The organism is Roseomonas gilardii, assembly GCF_001941945.1.
GTDB lineage: Bacteria > Pseudomonadota > Alphaproteobacteria > Acetobacterales > Acetobacteraceae > Roseomonas.
The window spans coordinates 1,146,254-1,171,093 of sequence record NZ_CP015583.1 but is presented as its reverse complement, the minus strand read 5'-3'; the positions used below and the strand labels follow the sequence as shown (position 1 = coordinate 1,171,093).

Sequence of the window (24,840 nt, the reverse complement as noted above, 5' to 3'; positions counted from 1 at the left end):
GCCGGACAGGATCGCACGGGGTGGGGCCCGCAGGATTGTGACGAATGCCCCCTGGCGGCGTTGCCCTCCGGTGGCCCATGGGACAGACATCGGACATGCCTTCCGGCGGCACAGGGGCGATGCGGCGGGATGGGGCGCCCCCCATGGCCGCCCGCTCGGGATGCCGGCATGATCCCGGCCCCGCTTCACCTGGCCGGCGAGCGCCTGCTGCTGGACCCGCAGGGCGTTCTGGCTTGGCCGGCATGCCGCCTTCTGGCCGTGGCCGACCTGCATCTGGAGAAAGGCAGCCACTTCGCCCGGCGCGGCTGCCTCGTGCCGCCCTACGACACGCGCGAAACGGTGATGCGCCTGATCTCGGCCCTGCGGCGGCACAGTCCCCGGCGCCTCGTGCTGCTGGGCGATTCCTTTCACGACGCGGAGGGCTCCACGCGCCTCCCTCCCTCGGAACTGGCGCTGCTGCGGCGGGCGCTGGACGGGCTGGAGGTGGTCTGGGTCCTGGGCAACCACGATCCGGTGCCGCCGGAAGGACTGCCGGGCGAGGCGCAGGAAAGCTGGGCGGAAGGCCCCTTCCTGTTCCGCCACCAGGCCGACCCGGCCCTGCCCCGCACCGGGCCCGTGGAGATCAGCGGGCATTTCCATCCCAAGGCCACCATGCCCACCCGGGCGGGCGGCGTGACGCGCCCCTGCTTCGTGGCCGATCCGCGCCGGGTCATCCTGCCTTCCTTCGGCGCCTATACCGGGGGGCTGGACCTGCGCGACCCGGCCCTCGCCGGTCTGTTCCGGCGTGGCGGCCGGGCCTTCCTGCTGGGGCGCGACCGCCTGTTCAGCATGCCGGTCACGTCGCATGGCGCGGCGGAACGGGTGGCGCCGCCGGAAAAGCGCCTCATATCAGCACCATGATGCGAAGAGCCACCCAGAGCCCCGGGCACCCGCCGCCTCCGCCCCACCCTCGGTCCCCCGCGCCATCCCGGCCGCGGTCCGTGCGGGGAACAGACCGGCGGCGCCCGGATTATCCGGGCACGGGGTGGGCGGAATGACGAATATCCGCTCCCAGTTCGAGGGGTTGCGCGTGATCGGCGACGTGCATGGCGACGCCGATGCCTATGCGGCGGCAGTGGAGGGGGCGCGCGCGGAGCGGCTCTTCATCATCCAGCTCGGGGACCTGACCGATGGCGGCTCGGATTCCCCCGAGGTGCTGCGGCGGACCTTCGACCTGCTGGATGCGCGGGCGGGGATCTTCCTGCTGGGCAACCACGACCACAAGCTGCGCCGCGCCCTGAGCGGCGCGCGCCTGCATATCGACGCCAACGGGCTCGGCAACACCTTGCAGCAGATCGAGCAGGCCCCCGACCGGGACACCCTGCGCGACCGCATCATGGCCGAGGTGGCGCGCGCCCCGGCCTGGCTGCGGATCGACCAGCGTGTCTTCGTGCATGGCGGCTTCCACCCACGCATGCTGCACCTGCCCCCTCCCCCCGAAGCCGGCGCCAACCGCCCCGAAGGACTGGTGCCGCGCGCCCTGTTCGGGCAGGTGACCAGCCGCATGCGGCCGGACGGCTTCCCGGAGCGGCTGCACGACTGGGTGGACCGCATCCCGCAGGGCTTCACCATCTATTGCGGCCATGAGGTCCGTTCCTCGGACGGAAGGCCGCTGACCCATATCGGGGCCCAGGGCGGGGCGGCCGTCTTCATGGATACGGGGGCCGGCAAGGGCGGCCACCTGTCCTGGGTGGACCTGCCCTGGTAGCAGCCGCCGTCCGCGCCGGGGTTCCGGCCATTTCGCGATCCACGCCACCCAATCCATGAGGCTGGATCCCTGAGACCGGGGTGACGGCACGGCGGTCTCGCAGGCAGCGCGCAAGAGCCTTCCCCTGCGGTGCATCATCTTGTATGGTAGAATACAAGATCGACCCCGGGGAGGGAAACATGCTCGCCGAAGTCCTGAAGCCGCTTCAGCCCATGCCCGGCGGCGGCCCGGTCGGCCAGCAGGTCGTCGCCCTGCTGCGCGACAAGATCATCACCAACCAGCTCCCACCCGGGCAGAGCCTGTCCGAGAGCGACCTCGCCAACCTCCTGGGCGTCAGCCGACAGCCGGTGCGGGAAGCACTGATCCGCCTGGCCGAAGGCGGCCTCGTGCGCATCCTGCCGCAGCGCGGCACCACCGTGTCCCGCATCTCCCTGTCCCGTGTCGCCGGCGGCCGCTTCGTGCGCGACGCGGTGGAACGTGCCGTGGTGCGACAGGCCGCGTTGGAGGCCGACGAGGCCGCCATCACCGCCATGCACCGGCTGATCGACGAGCAGGAGGCGGCGATCCGCGCCGAGGACCACCGTGCCTTCCTGCAGTTCGACGACGCGCTGCATCTGAGCTTCGCCGAGGCGATGGGGCAGCAGAGTGCCTGGACCACCCTGGCCGAAGTCAAGCTGCAGATGGACAGGGTCCGCTATCTCAGCATCCCGACCGACGCCACGCCCGCCCGCGTGCTGATCACCCAGCACCGCGCCATCGTGGCCGCCATCGCACGGCACGACCCGGATGCGGCGGAGGAGGCGATCCGGCTGCACCTCTCCGAGATCCTCTCCTCCCTGCCCCGCATCGTGCAGCGCATGCCCGACTATTTCGAGACGGTGGAGCAGCCATGAGCCCGCCCCGGCTTTCGCGTCACAGCCTGCCGCAACTCCCTGCCGGCATCCGCCGCCCGGCCTACGACCCAGCCAACATCCGCATCGGCATCGCCCATCTCGGCCTCGGCGCCTTTCACCGGGCGCACCAGGCCGTGTACACGGACGACCGTCTGGCGGCGGGCGAGACGGGCTGGGGCATTTCCGGCATGAGCCTGCGCTCCCCCACGGTGCGCGAGGCGCTGGCGCCGCAGGACGGGCTCTACACCGTGCTGGAGCGCGGCCCCGACGGCGACGCCGCGCGGATCGTCGGCAGCATCGCCGAGGTTCTGACCGTGCCGGAGACGCCGGAACGGGCCATGGCGCGGCTGACCGATCCGGCCACGCGCATCATCAGCCTCACCGTCACGGAGAAGGCCTATTGCCGCGCCCGGGATGGCGGGCTGGATGCGGCGCATCCGGACATCCGCCACGACCTCGCCGGCGAGGCCTTCCCGCGCAGCGCGCCCGGCCTGCTGGTGGAGGCGTTGCGGCAGCGCCGCGCCGCCGGGGCGCCCGCCTGCACCATCCTCTGCTGCGACAACCTGCCCCGGAACGGCGAGACGGTGTCGCGCATCGTGGCGGAATTCGCCGCGCGCCGCGATCCCGGCCTCACCGCCTGGATCGGGGAGAATGTCACCTTCCCCTCGACCATGGTGGACCGCATCGTGCCGGCCACGCGCGACGAGGACCGCGCCGCCGTCGCCGCGCTGGGCTACGAGGATGCCTGGCCCGTGGTCGCCGAGCCCTTCACCCAGTGGGTGATCGAGGACCGCTTCGCCGGCCCGCGCCCACGCTGGGAGGAGGCCGGGGCGCTGCTGGTCGGCGATGTCCATGCCTATGAGCTGATGAAGCTGCGCTGCCTGAACGGCGCGCATTCCAGCCTCGCCTATCTCGGTGCGCTCGCGGGGCTGGAGACCGTCTCCGACGCCATGGCCGAGCCCGCGCTGGCGGGGTTCCTGCCGCGCCTCTGGCGGGAAGACGTGATCCCGACCCTGGCACCCGTGCCGGGGGTCGATCTGCCCACCTACACCGCCCAGCTCGCGGAACGCTTCCGCAATCCGGCGATCCGGCACCGGCTGCTGCAGATCGCCATGGACGGCTCGCAGAAGCTGCCCCAGCGCCTGCTCGGCCCGGCCCTCGCGCGGCTGCGGGCGGGCGCCATGCCTCATGCCATCGCCATGGCGGTCGCGGGCTGGATGGCCTTCCTCCTCGGCACCGACGAGCGCGGCGGCACGCACGGCATCGACGACCCGATGGGCGAGCGCCTGTCCGCCACGGCGAGGGCGGCGGGCCGCGACGCCGCCGCGCTGTCGCAGGCGCTCTTCGCGATCGACGAGATCTTCCCGGCCGAGCTGGCGGAGCACGAAGGCTTCCGCGTCGCGGTCCGGGAGGCACTCGGGCGGCTGCTGGCGCAGGGCGTGCGGAAGACGCTCGCCGCCTAGCGGCTCCCCGCCGGCTTCGCGGAGCCCATCACCCTGGCCTGCACGGCCGCCCTGCCCGAAACCGCGGTGCGCCGCACCGGGCGGGCCTGACCCCTTTTTCAAGCAGGAGTGCGAGAGATGCTGCAAACCTGGCGCTGGTTCGGCCCCGATGACGGCGTGACCCTGGAGCATGTGCGGCAGGCCGGCGCGACCGGCGTGGTCAGCGCGCTTCACCACATCAACCAGGGCCGCGCCTGGCCCGAGGAGGAGGTGCTGAAGCGCAAGGCGATGATCGAGAAGGCCGGCCTCACCTGGGAGGTGGTCGAGAGCATCGCGGTGCACGAGGACATCAAGACCCGCACGGGCGATTTCCGCACCCGCATCGGCCAGTACAAGGATTCCATCCGCGCCGTGGCCCGGGCCGGGGTGAAGACCATCTGCTACAACTTCATGGCCATCACCGACTGGACGCGCACCGACCTGGAATGGCGCCTGCCGAATGGCGGCTACGCGCTGCGCTTCGACTGGACGGACATCGCCGTCTATGACCTGTTCGTGCTGAAGCGCCCGGGCGCCGAGGCCGACCACCCGGAAGCCCGGCGCAAGGCCGCCGAGACCCGCTTCAAGGCGATGTCGGAAGGCGAGATCGACAAGCTGGAGAAGCTGATGATCGACTGGCTGCCGGCCCGCGAATTCGTCTATGACCGCGCCGGCTTCCAGAAGATGCTCGACACCTACAAGGATATCGGGCGCGAGGGCGTCCAGCGGCACCTGATCGAGTTCGTGCGCGAGATCGCCCCGATCGCGGCCGAGGAAGGCGCCCGGCTCTGCATCCATCCGGACGATCCGTCCTTCCCGATCTTCGGCATGCCGCGCGTGATGTCCACCGCCGGCGACGCGCGCACCCTGCTCGACGCCGTGCCGGAACAGGCCAACGGGCTGACGCTCTGCACCGGCGCCTTCGGCAGCAACCGCGACAACGACATGGTCGCGATGGCCGAGGAGTTCGGGCCGCGCGTGCACTTCGCGCATCTGCGCAACGTGACGATCGAGCCGGACGGCTCTTTCTACGAGGCCGACCACCTCGACGGGAACACCGACATGGTGCGCGTCGTGGCCGCGCTGATGAAGGAGGAGGACCGCCGCGCCGCGGAGGGCCGCGCCGATGCGGTGATCCCGATGCGCCCCGATCACGGCCACCTGCTGGTGGACGATATCGGCAAGCGGGTGAACCCCGGCTATTCCTGCATCGGCCGCCTCAAGGGCCTGGCCGAGATCCGCGGCGTGATGCGGACCGTCGAGGCCTTCCGCAAGGGCGGGCTGCACTGAAGCCCGTCCCGGGGGGGAGCGGCCCGCCCCTCCCCCCCGGGAACCGGCTCAGAACTCGATCACGACCTTCAGGTTCCTCGCCCGGTCGCGCGCCGCGTGGAAAGCCTCGCCCGCCCGTTCCATCGGCATCTTCGCCGTCAGGATCGGGCGGATGTCGATCTGCCGCTTCTCCAGGCAGGTCACCGCGTCGCCGAAGACATCGCCGAAGCGGAAGGCACCGCGCAGGTCGATCTCCCGCGCCATGATGCGGTTGGCCATCACCGGCGTCTGGCCGCCCGGAAGGGAGCCGACCTGCACCACGATACCGCCCGCCCGCACCGCCATCAGCCCGGCATTGAGCGCCGGGGAGGCGCCGGAGGCCTCGAAGACCACGTCATAGCCGCCGAGGCGCTTCGCGGCCTCGTCCAGCTCACCCGTGCCGGCGGCAACGTTGAAGGCCTCGTCCGCGCCGATCCGGCGGGCCACCGCCAGCGGCTCGTCGATCATGTCGGTGATGGCCAGATGCGCCGCCCCGCCTCGCTTCGCCGCCAGCAGCACGAGCTGGCCGATCGGCCCGGCGCCGGTCACCAGCACCTTGCGCCCCATCAGGTTGCCGCCGCGCAGCGCGGCATGGAGCGCGACCGAGAGCGGCTCCGCGAAGGCCATCTCGGCGAAGGGCAGGTCGCCCGAGACCGGGAAGCACTGCCCCTCCTCCACCGAGACATATTCGGTGAAGCCGCCATGCATGTGCGGGAACTTGCTGGCGCTGCCCATGAAGAAGACGTTCTCGCACAGGTTGGGCCGGCCCTCGCGGCAGCGCGGACAGCGGCCGCAGGTGCGCGACGGGTTCACGCAGACCCGGTCGCCCGCCTTCACCCGTGTGACGGCAGGGCCGGTCTCGGCCACCTCGCCCGCGAACTCGTGCCCGGGCACTAACGGCTCCCGGATCACGAAATCGCCGACCCGTCCGTGGAAGAAGTAGTGCAGGTCGGACCCGCAGATCCCGCCGGCCCGGACCCGCAGCCGCACCTCGTTCGGGCCCAGCCCGGCCAGGGGCCGTTCCTCGATCCGCAGGTCCTCCGCCGCATGCAGCACGCAACTTCGCATGGCAACCTCCCTATCTTCGTTGACATTCTACCATGGTAGAATGCAATGTCATCGGTAATGACGAGGCTGGAGCCCGGCAAGGGCGCGCCCGGACGAGGAAACGCCGCCGCCCCGCCCCGGGGCGTGCCTTCCCCTCCCCGTGCCCCGCCTCCGAGAGGAACGCGAAGAGGGACCCTCCACCCATGTGGAAGAAGCGCCGCCACCTGGCTGTCTTCCTGCTCTTTCTGGCAGGCATCATCAATTACATGGACCGCAGCGCCCTCTCGATCGCGGCCCCCGCGGTTTCGGGCGATCTGGGCCTCAGCCCTTCGGAAATGGGCCTGGTCTTCAGCAGCTTCTTCTTCGGCTACGCCATCTTCAACTTCATCGGCGGGCTGATCTCGGACAAGGCGGGGCCCTACCGGGTCTTCTCCCTCTCCATGGGCGTCTGGTCGGTCTTCTGCGGCCTGACCGGGCTGGCCGGCGGCTTCGTCTCCATGCTGCTGATCCGCATCGGCTTCGGCATCGGCGAGGGCCCCTTCTCCGCCAGCGCCAACAAGATGGTCAGCAACTGGTTCCCCCGGCGGGAGGCCGGCACCGCGATCGGCATCGCCAATGGCGGAACGCCGCTGGGCGGCGCCATCGCCGGGCCGCTGGTGGGCTTCACCGTTCTGCATTTCGGCTGGCGCGTCTCCTTCTTCGTGGTGGCGGCGATCGGCCTGGTCTGGCTGGTCTTCTGGCTGACCCTGATGAGCAACTCGCCGGAAGGCGACCCGCGCGTCAGCGAGGAGGAGCGGCGCGAGATCGCCGGGGACCAGCCGGACGCCCTGCCCTCGCATGTCTCGCCGCCCGGGCTGGGTTCGCAGCTGCGCAAGCCGGCGGTGCTGGCCACGGCCTTCGCCTTCTTCGGCTACAACTACATCCTGTACTTCTTCCTGACCTGGTTCCCCAGCTACCTGACCATGGCGCGCGGGCTCAGCCTGCACGACATGAGCCTGGTCACGGTGATCCCCTGGATCCTGGGCTGCATGGGACTGATCGGCGGCGGCTTCCTGACCGACGTGATCTACCGCCGCACGGGCAACGCGCTCTTCTCCCGCAAGATCGTGCTGGTGGTCTGCCTGGGCATCGCCGCCGTGGCGATCATGGTGGCGGGCATGATGACGACGGTGACCGGCGCGGTGGCGCTGACCGCGATCACCATCTGCGCCCTCTATCTGACCGGCAGCACCTACTGGACCATCGTGCAGGATGCCGTGCCGCGCGAATATGTTGGCGCCACCGGCGGCTTCGTGCACGGGCTGGCGAACATCGCGGGCATCATCGGCCCGGCGGTCACCGGCTTCATCGTGCAGTCCACCGGCTCCTTCACCAGCGCCTTCGTGCTGGCCGGCTCCATCGCCGTGCTGGGCGTGATCGCGGTGACGGTGCTGGTGCGCGCCCCGCGCGAGACGGCCGCGGTGACGCAGCGCCGGGCCACGCTGGGCTGAGCGTCCGCTCCCGGGAAAGGTCCGCCTTTCCCGGGAGCCTCGGTCAGAATTCCAGCTCGGCCGCCGCCCGCTCCAGCGTCTTCAGGCTCCCCACCCCGTAGAAGGAGCCGAGCCACTTCCGCAGCGCCGCGACGAGGCGCTCGTCCTGCCCCAGCTCCCCGAAGAGCTGTCCGATCGAGAGCAGCGGCACCGGGTCCGGCCCGCCCTCGATGGCCTTCTCGCGCAGCAACCCGGCCAGCGGGTGCTTCACCTCGATCTCCCGCCCCTGCTCGTCCTCCCCGCGCACGCGCCGCATCCAGGCGGCCAGCGCGATGGCCAGCAGATCCACCCCGCCGCCCGACTTCAGCCGGTCGCGGATCGGATCGACCAGCACGTTCAGCGGCGCATCGGTGTTGACCCGTTCCACCGTGTCCTTGATCGCGGTGTTGGCGAAGCGGCGGATCAGCGTGGCCTTGTAGTCCGCGAGGTCAATCCCCAGCACCGGCGCCAGGGTCGGTTCCGTTTCCCGGTCCATCAGCGCGGCCATGTAGCGGCGGAAAAGCGGGTTCGCCATGGTCTCGTCGATATAGGTATAGCCCGCGAGCCGCCCCGGCCCCGACATGGCGAGATGGCTGGCGTTCAGCAGCCGCAGCTTCATGAACTCATAGGGCGCGACATCCCCGACGAACTGCGCCCCCACCGCCTCCCAGGCCGGGCGGCCCAGCGGGAAGCGGTCCTCGATCACCCATTGCGAGAAGGGCTCGGCGAAGACCGGCCAGTTGTCGGCGATGCCATGCTTCTCCGCCAGCTCGCGGATCTGCGCCTCGGTGGTGACGGGGGTGATGCGGTCCACCATGGTGCTGGGGAAGCTCGCCTCGGCCTCGATCCACGCCGCCAATGCCTTGTCGCGCAGCCCCGCCAGGGTCAGCACGGCATCGCGCAGCACCTCGCCATTGTGCTGGATGTTGTCGCAGCTCAGCGCGGTGAAGGCGGGCAGCCCGGCTTCCTTCCGGCAGCGGAAGCCTTCCACGATGATGCCGATGGCGCTGGCGGGGCGTTCCGGCGTGGCGAGGTCCTGCCGGATCAGCCGGTGCTCCGTGTCCAGCCGCTTGGTGGCGCGGTTCAGGCAGTAGCCGTTCTCCGTCACCGACAGGCTGACGATGCGGATGCGCGGATCGGCGATGCGGGCCAGCACCTCCGTGGAATCCTCGCCCGCATAGATCATCTCGGTCAGCGCGCCGATGACCGCGACCTTCTCCTGTTCGCCCTCGCGCTCCACCAGCGTGTAGAGCCAGTCCTGCGGCCCCAGGCTCTCGCGCATCCGCTTGTCGGCGGGCTGGATGCCGGCCCCCGCGATGCCCCATTCCCGCGCCCCGGGATCGCGCTCCATCAGCTCGTGCGTGTAGCGGGCCATGTGCGCGCGGTGGAAGCCGCCCAGGCCGAGATGCACGATGCCCGGCGTCACCGTCACGGGATCATAGGCTGGGACCTGGATGGGCGGGCGCAGCATCGCCAGATTGGCGCGGTTGAGCGGAATGGCGCTCATGGGAAGACCTCGGCTCAGGAAAAGGAACCGGCGATGGCCGGATAGAGGGCGCGGTAGCGGCGCAGTGGGGCGGCATAGGACCCGGCGAGTTCCGGGTCGGGCATCACCGTTTCCAGCCGCCTCGGCGGGATGCAGACGGCCGTCGGGTCCTCGCCCGTCACGGCCAGCCGGGCGAGGCGCGCCCCCCCGAAGGCGCCGCCATACTCGCCCTCCGCCAGCACGTGCAGGGGAATGCCCAGCACCGCCGCGATGATGCCGATCCAGGCGCGGGAGCGGGAACCGCCGCCGATCACGTCCGCCTCGCGGATCACCGTGCCGGAGGCGGCCAGCGCGTCGAGCCCGTCGCGGAAGGAGAAGGCCACGCCCTCCAGCACCGCCTGGGTCAGCGCCGCGCGGTCCGTGTCCATCGACAGGCCGGCGAAGGCGCCACGGATCGCGCCGTCATTGTGCGGCGTGCGTTCCCCGGAGAGGTAGGGCAGGAAGACCGCATCCGATGGCCTGCGGATCGCGGGCAGCTCGGCCAGCAGCGCCGCCTCCCCCTGCCCCGCCACCTGCGCCCACCAGCCGAGGCAGGAGGCCGCCGAGAGCGTCACCCCCATCTGGTGCCAGAGCCCCGGCAGGGCATGACAGAAGGCATGCACCGCCGCCTTCGGATAGGGCGCGTAGCGGTCCGTCGTCGCCCAGAGCACGCCGGAGGTGCCCAGCGAGACGAAGGCATCGCCCGGATGGATCGCCCCCAGCCCGACCGCGCCCGCCGCGTTGTCGCCGGCGCTGCCCGCCACCACGACCGGGCCGGACAGCCCCCATTCGCGCCGCAGTTCCGGCCGCAGCATCCCGCCCGGCGCGCTGCCTTCCACCAGGCGCGGCATGTGGTCGCGCGACAGCCCCGTGACGGCCAGCGCGGCATCGGACCAGTCGCGCCGCCCGACATCCAGCCAGAGCGTGCCGGAAGCGTCCGACATGTCCTCGATGAACTCGCCGGTCAGGCGGTAGCGCACCCAGGCCTTGGGCAGCAGCACCCGGGCCGTGCGGGCGAAGACCCCGGGCTCGTGCTTCCGCACCCAGAGCAGCTTCGGCGCGGTGAAGCCCGGCATGGCGAGGTTGCCCGCCACCGTGTGCAGCGCCGGGAAGGCCGCCTCCATCTCGCGGCATTCGGCAATGGCGCGTGTGTCGTTCCACAGGATGGCGGGCCGCAGCACCTCGCCCGCCGCATCCAGCAGCACGGCGCCATGCATCTGCCCCGACAGGCCGATGCCGCGCAGCGCGGCGAAGGCGGCGGGCTCCCGCGCGCGCAGGGCGGCCACGGCATCGAGCATGGCCTGCCACCAGTCCCGCGGGTCCTGCTCGCTGTGCCCGGGCGCGGGGCGGGAGACGGCGAGCGGGCTGCTGGCGCTGGCCAGCACGCGCTGCGCCTCGTCCACCAGCAGGGCCTTGACCGAGGAGGTGCCGAAATCCAGGCCGAGATACATGCCGGCCCTCCTCAGGCCGCGAGGTGGTGCGTTTCGAGATGCGGCAGGGCTTCGCCGCGCTCGTCGAAGACATGGCAGAGGCGCGGATCGACGGAAAGCCGCAGCACCTCGTGCGGCCGCGTGGCATCGCTGCCGTCGAGCTGCACGATCACCACCTGATCCGGCGAGAGGCGCACATGCAGCAGCGTCAGCCCGCCCAGCCGCTCGGCCAGCAGCACCTCCCCCTGGATCGGACCGCCCGGATCGGGCCGCAGGCCCTCGGGGCGGATGCCCACGGTCACCGCCTCGCCCGGGCGCAGGGAGCCCGCCCGCACCGGCACGGCGAGCTCCGGGCCGAAGGCGAGCCGCACGGCAACACCGCCGCCCTCCGCCCCCGTCACCTGTGCCGGCAGCATGTTCATGCGCGGCGAGCCGATGAAGCCCGCCACGAAGAGGTTCCTCGGATGGTGATAGAGCTCCAGCGGTGAGCCGACCTGCTCCACCCGCCCCGATTGCAGCACCACGATCTTGTCGGCCATGGTCATGGCCTCGACCTGGTCATGGGTGACGTAGATCATCGTGGCCTTCAGCTCCTCGTGCAGCCGGGCCAGCTCGATCCGCATCTGCCCGCGCAGCGCGGCGTCCAGGTTGGAAAGCGGCTCGTCGAAGAGGAAGATCTTCGGGTTGCGCACGATGGCGCGGCCGATCGCCACGCGCTGCCGCTGGCCACCGGAGAGCGCCTTGGGCCGCCGGTCGAGATAGGGTTCCAGTTGCAGGATGCGCGCGGCCTCCTCCACCTTGCGGTCGCGCTCCGCCTTCGGCGTGCCGGCCATCCTGAGGGCGAAGCCCATGTTGTCCCGCACCGTCATGTGCGGATAGAGCGCGTAGGACTGGAACACCATCGCCAGGCCACGGTCGGCGGGGCCGAGATCGTTCACCCGCCGCCCATCGATCAGCAGGTCGCCGGAGGTGATCTCCTCCAGCCCCGCGATCATGCGCAGCAGGGTGGACTTGCCGCAGCCCGAGGGGCCGACGAAGACCACGAACTCGCGGTCCAGCACGTCGAGGTCGATCCCCTTGATCGCCTCGACCTCGGCATAGCTCTTGCGGATGTCGCGCAGGGTCAGCGTGGCCATGCGGGTTCTCCTATTTCACCGCGCCGAAGGTCAGGCCGCGGACGAGCTGGCGCTGGCTGAGCCAGCCGAAGATGAGGATCGGCGCCACGGCGATGGTGGAGGCGGCCGAGAGCTTGGCGAAGAACAACCCCTGCGGCGAGGAGAAGGAGGCGATGAAGGTGGTGAGCGGCGCCGCCTCCGAGGTGGTGAGGTTCAGGCTCCAGAAGGCCTCGTTCCAGCACAGGATCAGCGAGAGCAGCCCGGTGGAGGCGATGCCCGGCAGGCTGAGCGGCAGCAGCAGGTGGCGGAACTCCGCCCAGGTCTTCGCCCCGTCCATCCGCCCCGCCTCCAGGATCTCGTGCGGCACCTCCTTGAAGAAGGTGAAGAGCATCCAGACCACGATGGGCAGGTTCATCAGCGCGTAGATGATGATGAGCCCCGTGCGGCTGTCGAGCAGCCCCAGCGTGCGGAAGATCAGGTAGATCGGCACCAGCACGCCGACCGGCGGCAGCATCTTGGTGGACAGCATCCAGAGCAGCGTGCCGCGCGTGCGCTTCGTCGGGTGGAAGGCCATGGCATAGGCGGCGGGGATCGCGAAGGCGAGCGCCAGGATGGTGCCGCCGAAGGAGATGACGACGCTGTTCAGCGCGAAGTGGAGATAGTCCGCCCGGTCCCGCACCTCGGCATAGCTTTCGAGCGTCGGCTGGAAGATGAGCTGCGGCGGGGTGGCGATGGCCGCCACCTCGGTCTTGAAGCCGGTCAGGACCATCCAGAGGATGGGGAAGAACAGGGCCAGCGCCACGGCCCAGCCCAGGATGGCGACCAGGATGCGCTGCGTCGTGCTCTCGCGCATGGCGTCAGATCTCCAGCCGGCGCGCGATGCTGCGCACCAGGAAGAAGGCCACGATATTGGCCAGCAGGATCGCCACCATGCCGCCCGCCGAACCGCCGCCGACATCGAACTGCAGCAGCGCGCGGGCATAGATCAGGAAGGCGAGGTTGGTGGTGGCATTGCCCGGCCCGCCCGAGGTGGTGACGAAGATCTCCGCGAAGACGGTCAGCAGGAAGATCGTCTCGATCATGATCACCACGCTGATGGCGCGGCCGAGATGCGGCAGGGTGATGTGGAGGAACTGCGCGACCGGCCCCGCGCCGTCCATCCGCGCCGCCTCCTTCTGCTCGTGGTCCAGGGACTGGATGGCGGTGAGCAGGATCAGCAGCGCGAAGGGCAGCCACTGCCAGGAGACGATGACGATGATCGAGAGCATGGGGAACTGGGCGAACCAGTCCACCGGCGTCAGCCCGACGCCGCGCCAGAGGGCGGCCAGCACGCCGTAGATCGGGTGCATCATCAGGTTCTTCCAGATCAGCGCGCTGACCGTCGGCATGACGAAGAAGGGGGCGATGGCCAGCAGCCGCGCCACGTTCCGGCCGGGGAAGTTCTGGTCGAACAGCACCGCCAGCAGCGTGCCGAGCACCACGGTGATCGCCAGCACCGAGCCCACCAGCACCAGCGTGTTGACCAGCGAGGCCCAGAAATCCGGATCGGTGACCAGGAACTCGTAATTCTCCAGCCCCGCGAAGCCCGTCACCATCGGGTTCAGCAGGTTGTAGCGCTGGAAGGAGAACCACACCGTCATCACCAGCGGCACGATCATCCAGAGCAACAGGACGCCGACCGATGGAGCGATCAGGGGCAGCGTGCCGGAACGCTTCGGCCTGGCCGGCTCCCTGGCCGCGGCGTGCTGGGCGGAGATGGCGGACATGGGACCTCCCGGAAACCTCCCGGCATGCGGGTGCCGCGCCGGTGGCCCCGGCGCGGCGGCGGGATCAGCGCGTCAGCGGCCGTAGCCGGCCTGCCGCATGGTGCGGTCGGTGGCCGACTGCGCCGCCTTCAGCGCCGCATCGATGCTCGTCTGCCCGGTCAGCGTGCCGGCGACGGTCTGGCCGACCTGGGTGCCGATCCCCTGGAATTCCGGGATCGCCACGAACTGCGCGCCGGTATAGGGGCGCGGGTTCTTCGTCTCGCCATTCGGGTTCGCCGTCTCGATCGCCTTGAGCACGAAGGAGGCGAAGGGCGCGGCCTTCTGGTACTCCGCACTCTCATAGGTCGAGCGGCGCGTGCCCGGCGGCACGGCGACCCAGCCATTCTCCTGCGCGACGAGCTGGATGTACTCCTTCGAGGTCGCCCAGGTGGTGAAGGTCTTCGCCGCCTCCTTCTGCTTGGAGGAGGCCGGGATGCCCAGGTTCCAGCTCCAGAGCCAGGTCGGCCCGCCCTTGAAATCGCCCACCGGGATCGGTGCGAAGGCGATCTTGTCGGCCACCTGCGACTGCTTGGTGTCGTAGAGCAGCCCGGCGGCAACCGTGGAATCGATCCACATGCCGCAGCGCCCGCCCGCCGTCAGGGCGAGGTTCTCGTTGAACCCGTTCGAGGTGGCGCCCGGCGGGCCATAGTTCTTCAGCACGTCGTTGTAGTAGGTGAGCGCCTTGTGCCATTCCGGCGTGTCGATCGTGGTCTTCCAGCTCTTGTCGAACCACTGCCCGCCGAAGGTCGTCACCAGCGAGGTGACATAGGCCATGTTCTCGCCCCAGCCGGGTTTGCCGCGCAGGCAGATGCCGAAGACCTGGCCGGGCTTGTCGGTGATCTTGGCCGCCGCCTCCTTCACCTGGTCATAGTTCGGCTGCTCCGGCATGGTGATGCCGGCCTTCTGGAACAGGTCCTTGCGGTAATAGGTCATGGCGCTCTCGCCATAGAAAGGCAGGGCGTAGAGCTTGTTCTCGTAGGTAAGGCCCTCGCGCACCGGCTTCAGCAGGTCATCGACGTCATAGCTGGCCGGCAGGTTCTCCATCGGCTCCAGCCAGCCCTGCTTGGCCCAGATCGGCACCTCGTAGTTGCCGATGGTCATGATGTCGAACTGGCCGGCCCTGGTCGCGATGTCGGTGGTCACGCGCTGGCGCAACACGTTCTCCTCCAGCACCACCCAGCGCAGCTTGATGTCGGGGTGCTGTTGCTCGAACCTCGCGGACAGCCGCTGCATCACCACCATGTCGCCGTTGTTCACCGTGGCGATGGTGAGCGTGGTCTGGGCCAGGGCGGCCCCACCACCGAGGGACAGGCCCGCGAGCGAGGCCAGCGAGACGCTGGCGGCCAGCAACGTGATCCTGCCGCTTGGACGCATGGAGGCCATCGGTCTCATCCTCACATTTTCTTGTGCTGTTCATGGACGTCCAAGAACGATGCCCTGGCGTGGCAGAATTCGTCCCACTTCCCCCATTTCCCGTCAAGTTGCGGCGCAGCCCGCACGGAAGGCTCGTCCGGCCCGGCATTCACGGATTGGGTGCCTGTTACTGCGCCACCTCCTCCCGATGGCCACAAAAACTGCCACCGCACTGCAAAAGAAGCCCGGTCGCCGCACCAGGAGCGATGTCGGACAAGGCCGCGGGGAAGGATAGGGGAGTGGAAAGAGAAGCGCCGGCAGGGGGGCGACATCGCATCCGGGACATGGCATCCTCACATCCATGCGACGGCTTCTGCTGCTCCGCCATGCGAAGTCCTCCTGGGACGACCCGGCGCTTTCCGACCATGCCCGGCCGCTGAACAGCCGCGGCCGGAAGGCCGCCGCCGCCGTCGCGCAGCTCTTCCACCGGCTGCAACTGGCGCCCGATCTGGTGCTGGTCTCCTCCGCCCGCCGCACGCTCCAGACCCTGGAGGCGCTCTCCCCCCTCCCCGGCCAGCCCAGGGTGGAGGCCACGGACAGCCTCTATCTCGCCACGCCCGATACGATGCTGGAGGCCATCCAGCTCGTCCCGGAGGAGACACGCTGCCTGCTGATGATCGGGCACAATCCTGGGATGCACGAACTCGTCCTGAAGCTCCTCGGCCGCCACGCGCTGGATGACCCGCAGCAGGACGCGCGCCGGATCGCCGAGGGTTATCCCACCGCAGCCCTGGCCGAGTTCACGGTGGAGGGGCCCTGGAACCGGCTTTCCGCCGGTGGCGGTCGCCTCGTGCGATTCGTGACCCCCGCCGATCTGGCGGATTGAGACACCGGCGGCGGCACCCGCCTGCTCTGGCAAGGCCCCCGGAACCGATTCGGGAAAGCTGCCCCCCGCCGGGAACCCGTCCCGCCTGATGCGTGGCGCCCCGGGATGGCGTCCTCCACCATTGCGGCGGGGCGGCGAGCGACCCGCGAGGCGCATGGGCCGGCGCCGGGAAACGGTGCCAGCCCCGGAGGCGCCCCGGGGTGTTGCAAATCGTGTCAGATGGCTCAAGCTCAAGCCTGGGCCACGGGGCTCGACCCCCCGCGGCCCGTTGTCCCGATCCCGTCGTTCCGTGGAGTTTCGCACCATGTCCAGAACCCTCGCGGCGGCCGTGACCGCCTGCCTGCTGCTGGGCTCCGCTACCTTGCTCGGGGCCTGCAACACCGTTTCGGGCGCCGGCCAGGATGTCTCGGCCGTCGGTAATGCGGTCACCCGCGGCGCCGACCGCGTCAGGCAGTAGACCCCCAACAGCCCCCCAGTGGGCCCGGCGGCCCCGCCGCCGGCTCCCGACCCGGACCCGCTGCGCCCTGGCACAAGTCCCGCCGGACCTTGGACCGGACATTGGGACTGGCAATCCGCGCCGGACGGAGGCATATAGCCCGGCTCAAGGGTGCGGCTTCCGGCCGCTCCCCACTTCCGCGCACGCGGTGGTGCATATGGACGAGCCGCGCCGCGGCGTTTCCGGCCACATGGTTCCCTGCCGCCCCACTATCGCGGCCTTCCATGCCGCCCGAGACGCCGGGCACCCGAATCCCCGGGCTGCCGACCGCTCCAGCCGCACCCTCCCGCGTCGCATCCACAGCCCTGCCCGCCGGCCATCCGGTCCGGCAGCGGGGCGCATTAGGACGACCGCATGTTCGACCACTACTACCGCAAGGACATCGCCTGGGGCGGCAAGACCCTGACGCTGGAGACGGGCAAGGTCGCCCGCCAGGCCGATGGCGCCGTGATGGCCCGCCTGGGCGATACCATCGTGCTCTGCACGGCGGTCGGTAGCCGTTCGGTCAAGCCGGGGCAGGACTTCTTCCCGCTGACCGTGAACTACCAGGAGAAGGCCTTCGCCGCGGGCAAGATCCCCGGCGGCTTCTTCAAGCGCGAGGGCCGTCCCTCGGAGAGCGAGACCCTGATCTCGCGCCTCATCGACCGCCCGATCCGCCCGCTCTTCCCCGAGGGCTTCCGCAACGAGGTCCAGGTCATCGCGACGGTGCTGTCGCATGACATGGAGAACGACCCGGACATGGTGGCGATGGTCGGCTGCTCCGCCGCCCTGACGCTGTCCGGCATCCCCTTCTTCGGCCCGGTCGCCTCGGCGCGCGTCGGCTATATCGACGGCCAGTACGTGCTGAACCCGACGCTGGAGGAGCGCAAGCGCTCGCAGCTCGACCTCGTGGTCGCCGGCACCGCCGAGGGCGTGCTGATGGTGGAGTCCGAGGCGCAGGAGCTCTCCGAGGAAGTGATGCTCGGCGCCGTGGAATTCGGCCACCGGGGCTTCCAGCCTGTGATCCAGGGCATCATCGATCTCGCCGAGCGCGCCGCCAAGGAGCCCTGGCCGCTGGCCGAGGCGGATGAGAGCCTGACGGCGCTCAAGGCCCGCATCGCCGATCTCGGCCGCGACAAGATGGCCGAGGCCTACAAGGAGACGCAGAAGCTGCTCCGCCAGGGCAAGGTCGGCGACGTCAAGAAGGAGGTCCTGGCGGCGCTGGAGGCCGAGGGCCTGGACGCGGCCGCCGCCAAGGGGCTGCTCAAGGAGCTGGAGGCGGACGTGGTCCGCAACGCCATCCTCGACACGGGCATCCGCATCGACGGCCGCGACACCCGCACCGTCCGTCCGATCATGGCCGAGGTCGGCGTTCTGCCGCGCGCCCATGGCTCCGCCCTCTTCACCCGTGGCGAGACCCAGGCGCTCGCCGTGGCGACGCTGGGCACCGGGCAGGACGAGCAGATCATCGACCAGCTCGCGGGCGAGTACCGCGAGAACTTCCTGCTGCACTACAACTTCCCTCCCTACTCGGTGAACGAGACGGGCCGCATGGGCTCGCCGGGGCGGCGCGAGGTCGGCCATGGCAAGCTCGCCTGGCGCGCCATCCACCCGCTGCTGCCGGAGAAGGAGAAGTTCCCGTACACGATGCGCGTGGTCTCCGAGATCACGGAATCGAACGGCTCCTCCTCCATGGCCACCGTCTGCGGCACCTCCCTGTCGCTGATGGATGCCGGCGTGCCGCTGAAGCGCCCCTGCGCCGGCATCGCCATGGGCCTGATCAAGGAGGATCGCGGCTTCGCCGTGCTCTCCGACATCCTGGGCGACGAGGACCACCTCGGCGACATGGACTTCAAGGTGGCCGGCACGGAGCAGGGCGTGACCGCGCTGCAGATGGACATCAAGATCACGTCCATCACCTTCGACATCATGAAGACCGCTCTGGAGCAGGCCAGGGACGGCCGCATCCACATCCTGGGCGAGATGGCGAAGGGCCTCTCCGGCGCCCGCACCGACGTTTCGGCCAATGCCCCCAAGGTCACGATCATCAACGTGCCCAAGGACAAGATCCGCGAAGTCATCGGCACGGGCGGCAAGGTGATCCGCGAGATCGTCGAGCAGACCGGCACCAAGATCGACATCGAGGATGACGGGACGATCAAGATCGCCTCCTCCTCCCCCGAGGCGACCCAGGCCGCGATCGACCGCATCAAGGGCATCACCGCCGAGGCCGAGATCGGCGCGATCTACAACGGCACCGTGGTGAAGACCGCCGATTTCGGCGCCTTCGTGAACTTCCTCGGCGCCAAGGACGGCCTCGTCCACATCTCCGAGCTGGCGCAGGACCGGGTCAACAAGACCACCGACATCGTCAACGTGGGCGACAAGGTGAAGGTCAAGGTCATCGGCTTCGATGACCGCGGCAAGGTGAAGCTGTCCATGCGGGTGGTCGATCAGGCGACCGGCGCGGACATCACCGAGCAGGTCGGCGCCCGCCGCCCCCGCGCCGAGGGCGAGGAAGGCGGCGAGGGCCGCCGCGACCGTGGGGACCGGGGCGACCGTGGCCGTGGCCCGCGCCGCGACCGCGGCGACTTCCGCGACTGAGGCCGTCGGGGCCCGCGTCCGGCCGGAACCGGCCGGCGCGGACCCTGGCCAGCCATCGCCGCCCTGGACCCGGGGGGATCTCCTCCCCGGGTCCGGGGCCGGCGTTTTCCCCGGTGCCCTTCCGGGCAATCTTACAAATCGGTGAAGGCGGGCTGCATTTCCTCTCGATTCGGGAGGGCGGCCGGTCCATATCGAGACCCGTTCCAGGAATTTCAGGATAGCGTGCCGTGAAGGCGATCAACGCAATACGCATGGGAGGCGTGGATGTCCTCCCCCTCGTCGAGGGTGGAAAGGGCGTTTCCGCCACCAATGGTGCGTCCTGCGGTGGCTGGGCCGAGGCCGGTGGCGTGGGCACCTTCTCCGGCGTCAATGCCGACAGCTATGACGCCGAGGGCCATGTCGTCCCGCAGGTCTACCACGGCTCCACCCGTCGCGAGCGGCACGAGGAACTGGTGCAGTACGGCATCGCCGGCGGCATCGCCCAGGCCCGGGAGGCGCATGAGCGCTCCAACGGGCAGGGCCGCGTCCATGTCAACGTGCTGTGGGAGATGGGCGGCGCGGAGCGCGTGCTGCGCGGCGTGCTGGAGGGGGCCAAGGGCCTCGTCCATGGCGTCACCTGCGGCGCGGGCATGCCCTACAAGCTCAGCGAGATCGCGCGGGAATACCGCGTCCACTACTATCCGATCGTCTCCTCCGCCCGCGCCTTCAGCGCCCTGTGGAAGCGCGCCTACCACAAGGCCCAGGACTGGCTGGGCGGCGTGGTCTACGAGGACCCCTGGCTGGCGGGCGGCCATAACGGCCTCTCCAACAGCGAGGACCCGCGCAAGCCGGAGAACCCCTATCCCCGCGTGCTGAAGCTGCGCGAGCAGATGCGGCAGTTCGGCCTGGGCGACGTGCCGATCATCATGGCCGGCGGCGTCTGGTGGCTGGAGGAGTGGGAGGACTGGATCGACAATCCGGAGCTCGGCCCGATCGCCTTCCAGTTCGGCACCCGCCCGCTGGTGACGCAGGAAAGCCCGATCCCCGATGCCTGGAAGCAGCGCCTGCTGACGCTGAAGCCCGGCGACGTGTCGCTGCAGAACTTCTCGCCGACCGGCTTCTATTCCTCCGCCGTGCGCAACGACTTCCTGCGCGACCTGGAGGGGCGCTCGCACCGCCAGGTGGCCTATACCTCCGAGGCGATCGGAGAGCATTCCGCCCGCTACGGCGTCGGCCCGCGCAAGCGGCCGGTCTATCTGGTGCCGGGCGACCTGGAGCACGTGCAGCAATGGGAGAGCGAGGGCTTCACCGAGGCCCTGCGCACCCCGGACGACACGCTGATCTTCGTGTCGCCCGACGAATCCCGCCAGATCCTGGCCGACCAGGTGGCCTGCATGGGCTGCCTGTCGCAGTGCCGGTTCTCCAACTGGTCGCAGCACGAGCCGGACTACACCAACGGCAAGAAGGCCGATCCGCGCAGCTTCTGCATCCAGAAGACGCTGCAGGACATCGCCCACGGCGGCGACCCGGAGCAGAACCTCATGTTCTCCGGGCACAACGCCTATCGCTTCGGGCAGGACCCCTTCTATTCCAACGGCTTCATCCCGACGGTGCGGCAGTTGGTGGAGCGGATCCTCACCGGCCGCTGACCAGCGCCCGCAGGACATGAAAAAGGGCTGTCCCTCAGTGGGGGACAGCCCTTTTTCATGCGCTCCGGCCATTCCGGTGGCCTGGCGTCACATATTGTCGCGCACCCATTCCAGCAGCCGGCCGCCCAGGCCGGAACGCTGCTCGCTTTCCGGCCCGATATCGATCGAGGCCGTCATGCCTGCCACGAGGACCACCTCCGGCGGCAGGTCCTTGAACGAAACCCGGACCGGAATGCGCTGCGCCAGCCGGACCCAGGTGAAGACCGGGTTCACCGCTGGCAGGCCGCGGCTGTTGGTGGTGTCGTTGGCATCCGCGATGCCGCGCCCGATGCTCTCCACCTGCCCCGCGAAGGGCGTGTCATAGCCCATCAGCCGGATCCGGGCCGGGTCGCCGGGCCGGATCGCATGCAGCTTGGTCTCCTCGAAATACCCCTCGATCCAGAAGGAATCCGAATCCACCACGGCCATCTGCGCGGTGCCCGCGTTGACATAGGCCCCCGCCCGCAGCCGCAGATGGGTGACATAGCCGTTCACCGGGGAGACCACGGTCGAGCGCGCGAGGTTCAGCTTGGCCACGTCCAGCGCCGTCTGCGCCTGGTCCAGCGTGGCCTGCGCCACCCGCATGGTGTTCTCGGCCTTCTCCCGCGCCTCCTCCGAGGCATAGACCGTCAGCCGCTGCTGCCGCCGGGATTCGGACTGGGCGAAGCTCAACTGGTTCTGCGCGCTTTCCAGCGCCGCCTGGGCCTGCGCCACGGCGAGGCGGAAACGGGTGGGATCGACCTGGAACAGCACGTCGTTCTTGTGGACGAACTGGTTGTCCTGCACCGGGACATCCACGACCGTGCCGGCCACTTCCGAGGCGACGTTCACGACCTGGACCTGGACGCGCCCGTCCCGGGTCCAGGGCGAGAGCATATAGGACTGCCACAGCATCACCACGAGGACCCCGGCGATGCCCACCGCCACAAGGGTGATGAGGACTCGGAAGACGGATTGAAGGAATCTCATTTTCTCTACCGGAGGAGCACGAGCAGGGAGACGATGGACAGGAACAGACAGACCTCGAAGAGCGCCGGGTGCCAGATGCGGCTCAGCACGCCCAGGCGGCCCAGCACGAAGCGGCAAAGAGCGAAGATCACCAGACCGAGCAGCCCCTCGATCACGATGGGCGCCAGATAGACGCCGCCGATGTTGATCTCCGACAGCATCAGGCCGCCCCTCCCGCCAGGGCGGCCGGGGTGCCCGTCCCCCCGCCGTCACCCCCCTCCGGGCGCGGACACTCCGCCAGCCAGTCCGCCCCGACCAGGAAGAAACGCGCGCGTTCCTCCAGGATCGAGGCAGCCTCGCTGAGCATGGCGGCGGCATGGAAGACCGCCGCATTCGCCCCCTCCAGCGCCGCCAGTTCCAGGGACGCGCGCCGTGCCTCGGCGGCCACCTCGGCCGGCGCGGAGGCGATGCGCCCGAAATCCCGCACCGCCCGCGCCACGATGGCGGCCCCGGCGGGCGGCATATCCGGATGGCCGGCGACCAGCCGGGCGCGGATCAGCGCCCGCCCGATCAGCACCGCGCTGCCGCCATCGCTGATGGCATCGCCGCGCCGCGCCGGCGCCACCGCCACCAGCCGCCGCGACAGGCGGACAAGCTTCTGGTGCTGCAGGTGCTCCCAGACCAGCCAGGGCGGCAGCGGGCCCTTGGCCAGCCGCCGCACCGCCCGCACGAGCGAGCGCTGCAGCACCCGCGCCTCGGCCACCGGGTCGGGCGGCAGCAGAACGCGGAAGGCCAGCACGCCGCAAAAGCCGCCGATCAGGTTGGCGAAGGCGCCGTCGAGGGCGCTGGAAAGCTGGTAGTTCATCGGATTGCCGGGCGCGACCGTCGCCATGAAGAAGATCTGGAAGGCCGTGCCGGGGCCCGCCGTCTTCGGCCGCTGGGCGAACCAGACGCCGAGCGCGATGAAGGGCAGCGTGCTCACCAGCAGCAGCGGGAAGCTGTTCATCATCGGCAGGACCGCATAGCCCACGACCAGCCCCGTCGGGATGGCGATGGCCAGCCCCTTGAAGAAGCCGATGCTGGCCGCCGCCGCGCTGTCCGTGGTGCTCAACAGCGCGCACATCGGACCCAGCATGAGCAGGATGTTGGCGCCCGAAGACCAGCCGCTCACCAGCCAGAAGGCGCCACCGAGAAAGACGGCCAGCGCCGCTCGCGTCCCGTTGCGCGCCGCCGTCACCGGATTGGCATAGATCCGCAGGCGCAGGGCCGGAGCACGGGGGGTGTCGTCGCGCAGGTCGGTCAGGGTTTCGACGATCCGCGTGAGCTGCCGCAGCATCGCATCGGCGCGCTCCAGCGCCACCAGCACCGGCAGGTCGCGGCACGCGGTCGTGGCCCGGCCCGTCTCCGCCTGGGCGGCGCGGATATCGTCCCGCAGCGCATCGAGGGGGGTGTCGGGCGCCAGCGCGGCCAGCCGATCCAGCAGGCCGGTCAGCCGCTGCCGCGTGGCCGGGACCTCGGGATCGCGGGCCAGCGCCGGGTCGGCCAGCAGCCGCGCGGTGCGCTGGCTGGCCGTCAGCACGGCGAAGAGCTCCGCCACGGCGAGGCGCACGCCATCGGCATGGCGGCCGAAGCCGGTATCCTCGACCGAGACGAACTCCACCGTCTGGTCCAGGGCGCTCAGTTCCCCGGCGACCTTGCTGCGGGCGGCCCGGACGGTGGTGGCGTCCACCCCCGCCATGGCCTGGCGCGTCACCGCCGCCACCGCCGCCACCAGCCGGATGACCCCGGCCCGGATCTGGCCGCGCCGCGGCCCGAGATCCGTCACCAGGAAGACCACCGCCGTGACGAAGACGCCGAGGCTGACCACGGCGATGCGCGCGGTGGCGAGGTGGAAGACATTGCCCGGGTCCTGCACCGCGGACAGGGCGATCAGGGCGATGGTGTAGCCGGCCAGCACCGCGCCATAGCTGCGGAAGTAGCGCAGCAGCGAGGCGGCAAAGGTGCAGAGGCCCAGCCAGAGGGCGAAGCCCAGGATGAAGAGCCAGGGGGCCTGGGCGAACCAGGCGACGAGCGTGATCGAGGCCAGGGCGCCGACCACCGTGCCGCCGGCGCGGTAGAGGCTCTTGGAGAGCACCGCGCCGCGCGAGGCGCTGGCCACGATCAACACCGTCATGCCAGCGGAGGAAGGACTGTCGAGTTCCAGCGCATAAGCGGCATAGAGCGCGATGGTAAAGGCCAGCAGGGTGCGGAACACATGGCTCCAGCCTGCGAGCCACGTGGGCAGGCGCGGCCGGAAGCGGCGGCCCATGGTGGTCAGGATGCCGCCCGCCGTGCTGTCCGCCCCGGTGGCGTTGCTGCGCGCCGTGCCGGCGCTGCCTTCCGCGGCGCTCATGCTCCCCTGCCCCCCGAGGGATTGCCAACGGGATTGCCAACGGGCCGGCTGGCGGAATGATCGGCGAGGTTGCCGCTCATGGCCTCATCGGGTCCGCGCAGGGAAAGCTCGACCTTGCGGAACACGTGCAGGCACTGCGCCAGCTCGGACTCGCTGATCCGGGCGAGCAGGCGCTGGCTGACGCCCTCATAGGCGCTCTCGATCTGCTCCACCGTTTCCTGCCCTGCCTCGGTCAGTTGCAGGATCTTGGAACGCCGATCCTCGGGATCGGGATGCCGCCGCAGCAGCCCGCCGCGCTCCAGCGCATCCAGCAGCCGCACCAGCGAGGCCCCCTCGATCCCCAGGGCGCCGGCCAGATCCGTTTGGCGGATACCGCCGCCCATGCGGCCGAGATAGAGCAAGGGCCGCCAGGTCCCGTCCGACAGGCCGAGCCGGCGCATGCCGAGATCCATCTCCCGCCGCCAGACCTGGCCGGCGCGGAAGAGGTCTCGCCCGAATTCGGCGGCCAGATGGGATCGCTCGCTGCACATGGGCAGGTAGCTAGGGACGCAGCTAATAGGTAGCAATCTAATTGCATGCGCCCCTGCCCCGCTGGCTTTGCAGGGATGGCAACCCCTGGCCAGACCGGCGCGCCGGGACCATGCTGCGCCCCCTCT

Annotated in this window: 21 protein-coding genes; 10 read left to right on the top strand and 11 right to left on the bottom strand. The window is 70.1% G+C overall.

Annotated features, from left to right (window positions below; genetic code table 11):
* Nucleotides 1-168 precede the first annotated feature (168 nt).
* From pdeM to uxuA, 5 genes are all read left to right on the top strand, one after another.
* Nucleotides 169-900: a ligase-associated DNA damage response endonuclease PdeM gene (pdeM, locus tag RGI145_RS05140; RefSeq protein WP_075797517.1), complete on the top strand. Its 732-nt coding sequence runs from the start codon at nt 169-171 to the stop codon at nt 898-900.
* A 133-nt stretch (nt 901-1,033) separates the two neighbouring features.
* The gene (locus tag RGI145_RS05135) at nt 1,034-1,747 is read left to right on the top strand and encodes a metallophosphoesterase (RefSeq protein WP_075797516.1); all 714 of its coding nucleotides are present in this window, start codon (nt 1,034-1,036) and stop codon (nt 1,745-1,747) included.
* A 179-nt stretch (nt 1,748-1,926) separates the two neighbouring features.
* The gene (locus RGI145_RS05130) at nt 1,927-2,640 is read left to right on the top strand and encodes a GntR family transcriptional regulator (RefSeq protein ID WP_075799850.1); all 714 of its coding nucleotides are present in this window, start codon (nt 1,927-1,929) and stop codon (nt 2,638-2,640) included.
* Nucleotides 2,637-4,103, top strand: coding sequence for a mannitol dehydrogenase family protein (locus tag RGI145_RS05125; protein ID WP_075797515.1), 1,467 nt, complete (start codon nt 2,637-2,639; stop codon nt 4,101-4,103). Before RGI145_RS05130 ends, RGI145_RS05125 begins: the two co-directional genes overlap by 4 nt.
* A gap of 117 nt (nt 4,104-4,220) precedes the next feature.
* On the top strand, nt 4,221-5,411 hold the full coding sequence (uxuA, locus tag RGI145_RS05120; RefSeq protein WP_075797514.1) for a mannonate dehydratase: 1,191 nt from the start codon (nt 4,221-4,223) through the stop codon (nt 5,409-5,411).
* A gap of 48 nt (nt 5,412-5,459) precedes the next feature.
* Here the strand turns inward: uxuA and RGI145_RS05115 are convergent, their stop codons facing one another.
* Nucleotides 5,460-6,497 carry an L-idonate 5-dehydrogenase gene (locus RGI145_RS05115; RefSeq protein WP_075797513.1) on the bottom strand — a complete coding sequence of 346 codons (1,038 nt, stop codon included), beginning with the start codon at nt 6,495-6,497 and terminating at the stop codon, nt 5,460-5,462.
* 182 nt (nt 6,498-6,679) lie between these two features.
* On the opposite strand from RGI145_RS05115, the gene RGI145_RS05110 reads away from it, so the two are divergent.
* Nucleotides 6,680-7,966 carry an MFS transporter gene (locus RGI145_RS05110; protein WP_075797512.1) on the top strand — a complete coding sequence of 429 codons (1,287 nt, stop codon included), beginning with the start codon at nt 6,680-6,682 and terminating at the stop codon, nt 7,964-7,966.
* A 43-nt stretch (nt 7,967-8,009) separates the two neighbouring features.
* Here RGI145_RS05110 and RGI145_RS05105 read toward each other — a convergent pair whose 3' ends face one another.
* From RGI145_RS05105 to RGI145_RS05080, 6 genes are all read right to left on the bottom strand, one after another.
* Nucleotides 8,010-9,491 (bottom strand): mannitol dehydrogenase family protein, encoded by a 1,482-nt coding sequence (locus RGI145_RS05105; protein ID WP_075797511.1) that lies wholly within the window; start codon nt 9,489-9,491, stop codon nt 8,010-8,012.
* A 14-nt stretch (nt 9,492-9,505) separates the two neighbouring features.
* Entirely contained in the window at nt 9,506-10,960 is a 1,455-nt protein-coding gene (gene xylB / locus RGI145_RS05100) for a xylulokinase (RefSeq protein WP_075797510.1), read from the bottom strand.
* Between the two features lie 11 nt (nt 10,961-10,971).
* Entirely contained in the window at nt 10,972-12,075 is a 1,104-nt protein-coding gene (locus RGI145_RS05095; RefSeq protein WP_075797509.1) for an ABC transporter ATP-binding protein, read from the bottom strand.
* A 10-nt stretch (nt 12,076-12,085) separates the two neighbouring features.
* Nucleotides 12,086-12,907, bottom strand: a complete 822-nt coding sequence (locus RGI145_RS05090; protein ID WP_075797508.1) for a carbohydrate ABC transporter permease — start codon at nt 12,905-12,907, stop codon at nt 12,086-12,088.
* A gap of 4 nt (nt 12,908-12,911) precedes the next feature.
* A complete protein-coding gene (locus RGI145_RS05085) occupies nt 12,912-13,820 on the bottom strand; it encodes a carbohydrate ABC transporter permease (RefSeq protein WP_075797507.1) in 909 nt (302 codons plus the stop codon).
* Nucleotides 13,821-13,892: 72 nt separating this feature from the next.
* Nucleotides 13,893-15,242 (bottom strand): ABC transporter substrate-binding protein, encoded by a 1,350-nt coding sequence (locus RGI145_RS05080; RefSeq protein ID WP_075797506.1) that lies wholly within the window; start codon nt 15,240-15,242, stop codon nt 13,893-13,895.
* A gap of 331 nt (nt 15,243-15,573) precedes the next feature.
* Here RGI145_RS05080 and RGI145_RS05075 point away from each other — a divergent pair, with 331 nt between their 5' ends.
* The 4 genes from RGI145_RS05075 (at nt 15,574) to RGI145_RS05060 (ending at nt 20,805) form a co-directional block, all read left to right on the top strand.
* Complete coding sequence (locus RGI145_RS05075; RefSeq protein WP_075797505.1) at nt 15,574-16,098, top strand: SixA phosphatase family protein; 525 nt, start codon at nt 15,574-15,576, stop codon at nt 16,096-16,098.
* Nucleotides 16,099-16,402: 304 nt separating this feature from the next.
* Nucleotides 16,403-16,555 (top strand): entericidin A/B family lipoprotein, encoded by a 153-nt coding sequence (locus RGI145_RS24935; protein WP_156878440.1) that lies wholly within the window; start codon nt 16,403-16,405, stop codon nt 16,553-16,555.
* 393 nt (nt 16,556-16,948) lie between these two features.
* Nucleotides 16,949-19,177, top strand: a complete 2,229-nt coding sequence (gene pnp / locus RGI145_RS05065) for a polyribonucleotide nucleotidyltransferase (protein ID WP_075797504.1) — start codon at nt 16,949-16,951, stop codon at nt 19,175-19,177.
* Between the two features lie 227 nt (nt 19,178-19,404).
* Nucleotides 19,405-20,805: an NAD(P)H-dependent flavin oxidoreductase gene (locus RGI145_RS05060; RefSeq protein ID WP_075797503.1), complete on the top strand. Its 1,401-nt coding sequence runs from the start codon at nt 19,405-19,407 to the stop codon at nt 20,803-20,805.
* Nucleotides 20,806-20,892: 87 nt separating this feature from the next.
* Here RGI145_RS05060 and RGI145_RS05055 read toward each other — a convergent pair whose 3' ends face one another.
* Genes RGI145_RS05055 through RGI145_RS05040 form a run of 4 tightly spaced genes read right to left on the bottom strand, consistent with a single transcriptional unit; the run spans nt 20,893 to nt 24,714 of the window.
* A complete protein-coding gene (locus RGI145_RS05055) occupies nt 20,893-21,813 on the bottom strand; it encodes an efflux RND transporter periplasmic adaptor subunit (RefSeq protein WP_075797502.1) in 921 nt (306 codons plus the stop codon).
* Between the two features lie 5 nt (nt 21,814-21,818).
* Nucleotides 21,819-22,013 (bottom strand): DUF1656 domain-containing protein, encoded by a 195-nt coding sequence (locus RGI145_RS05050; RefSeq protein ID WP_075797501.1) that lies wholly within the window; start codon nt 22,011-22,013, stop codon nt 21,819-21,821.
* Complete coding sequence (locus RGI145_RS05045; RefSeq protein WP_075797500.1) at nt 22,013-24,184, bottom strand: FUSC family protein; 2,172 nt, start codon at nt 24,182-24,184, stop codon at nt 22,013-22,015. The genes RGI145_RS05050 and RGI145_RS05045 overlap by 1 nt, the downstream gene beginning before the upstream one ends.
* Nucleotides 24,181-24,714 carry a MarR family winged helix-turn-helix transcriptional regulator gene (locus tag RGI145_RS05040; RefSeq protein WP_075797499.1) on the bottom strand — a complete coding sequence of 178 codons (534 nt, stop codon included), beginning with the start codon at nt 24,712-24,714 and terminating at the stop codon, nt 24,181-24,183. The genes RGI145_RS05045 and RGI145_RS05040 overlap by 4 nt, the downstream gene beginning before the upstream one ends.
* Nucleotides 24,715-24,840: the final 126 nt, after the last annotated feature.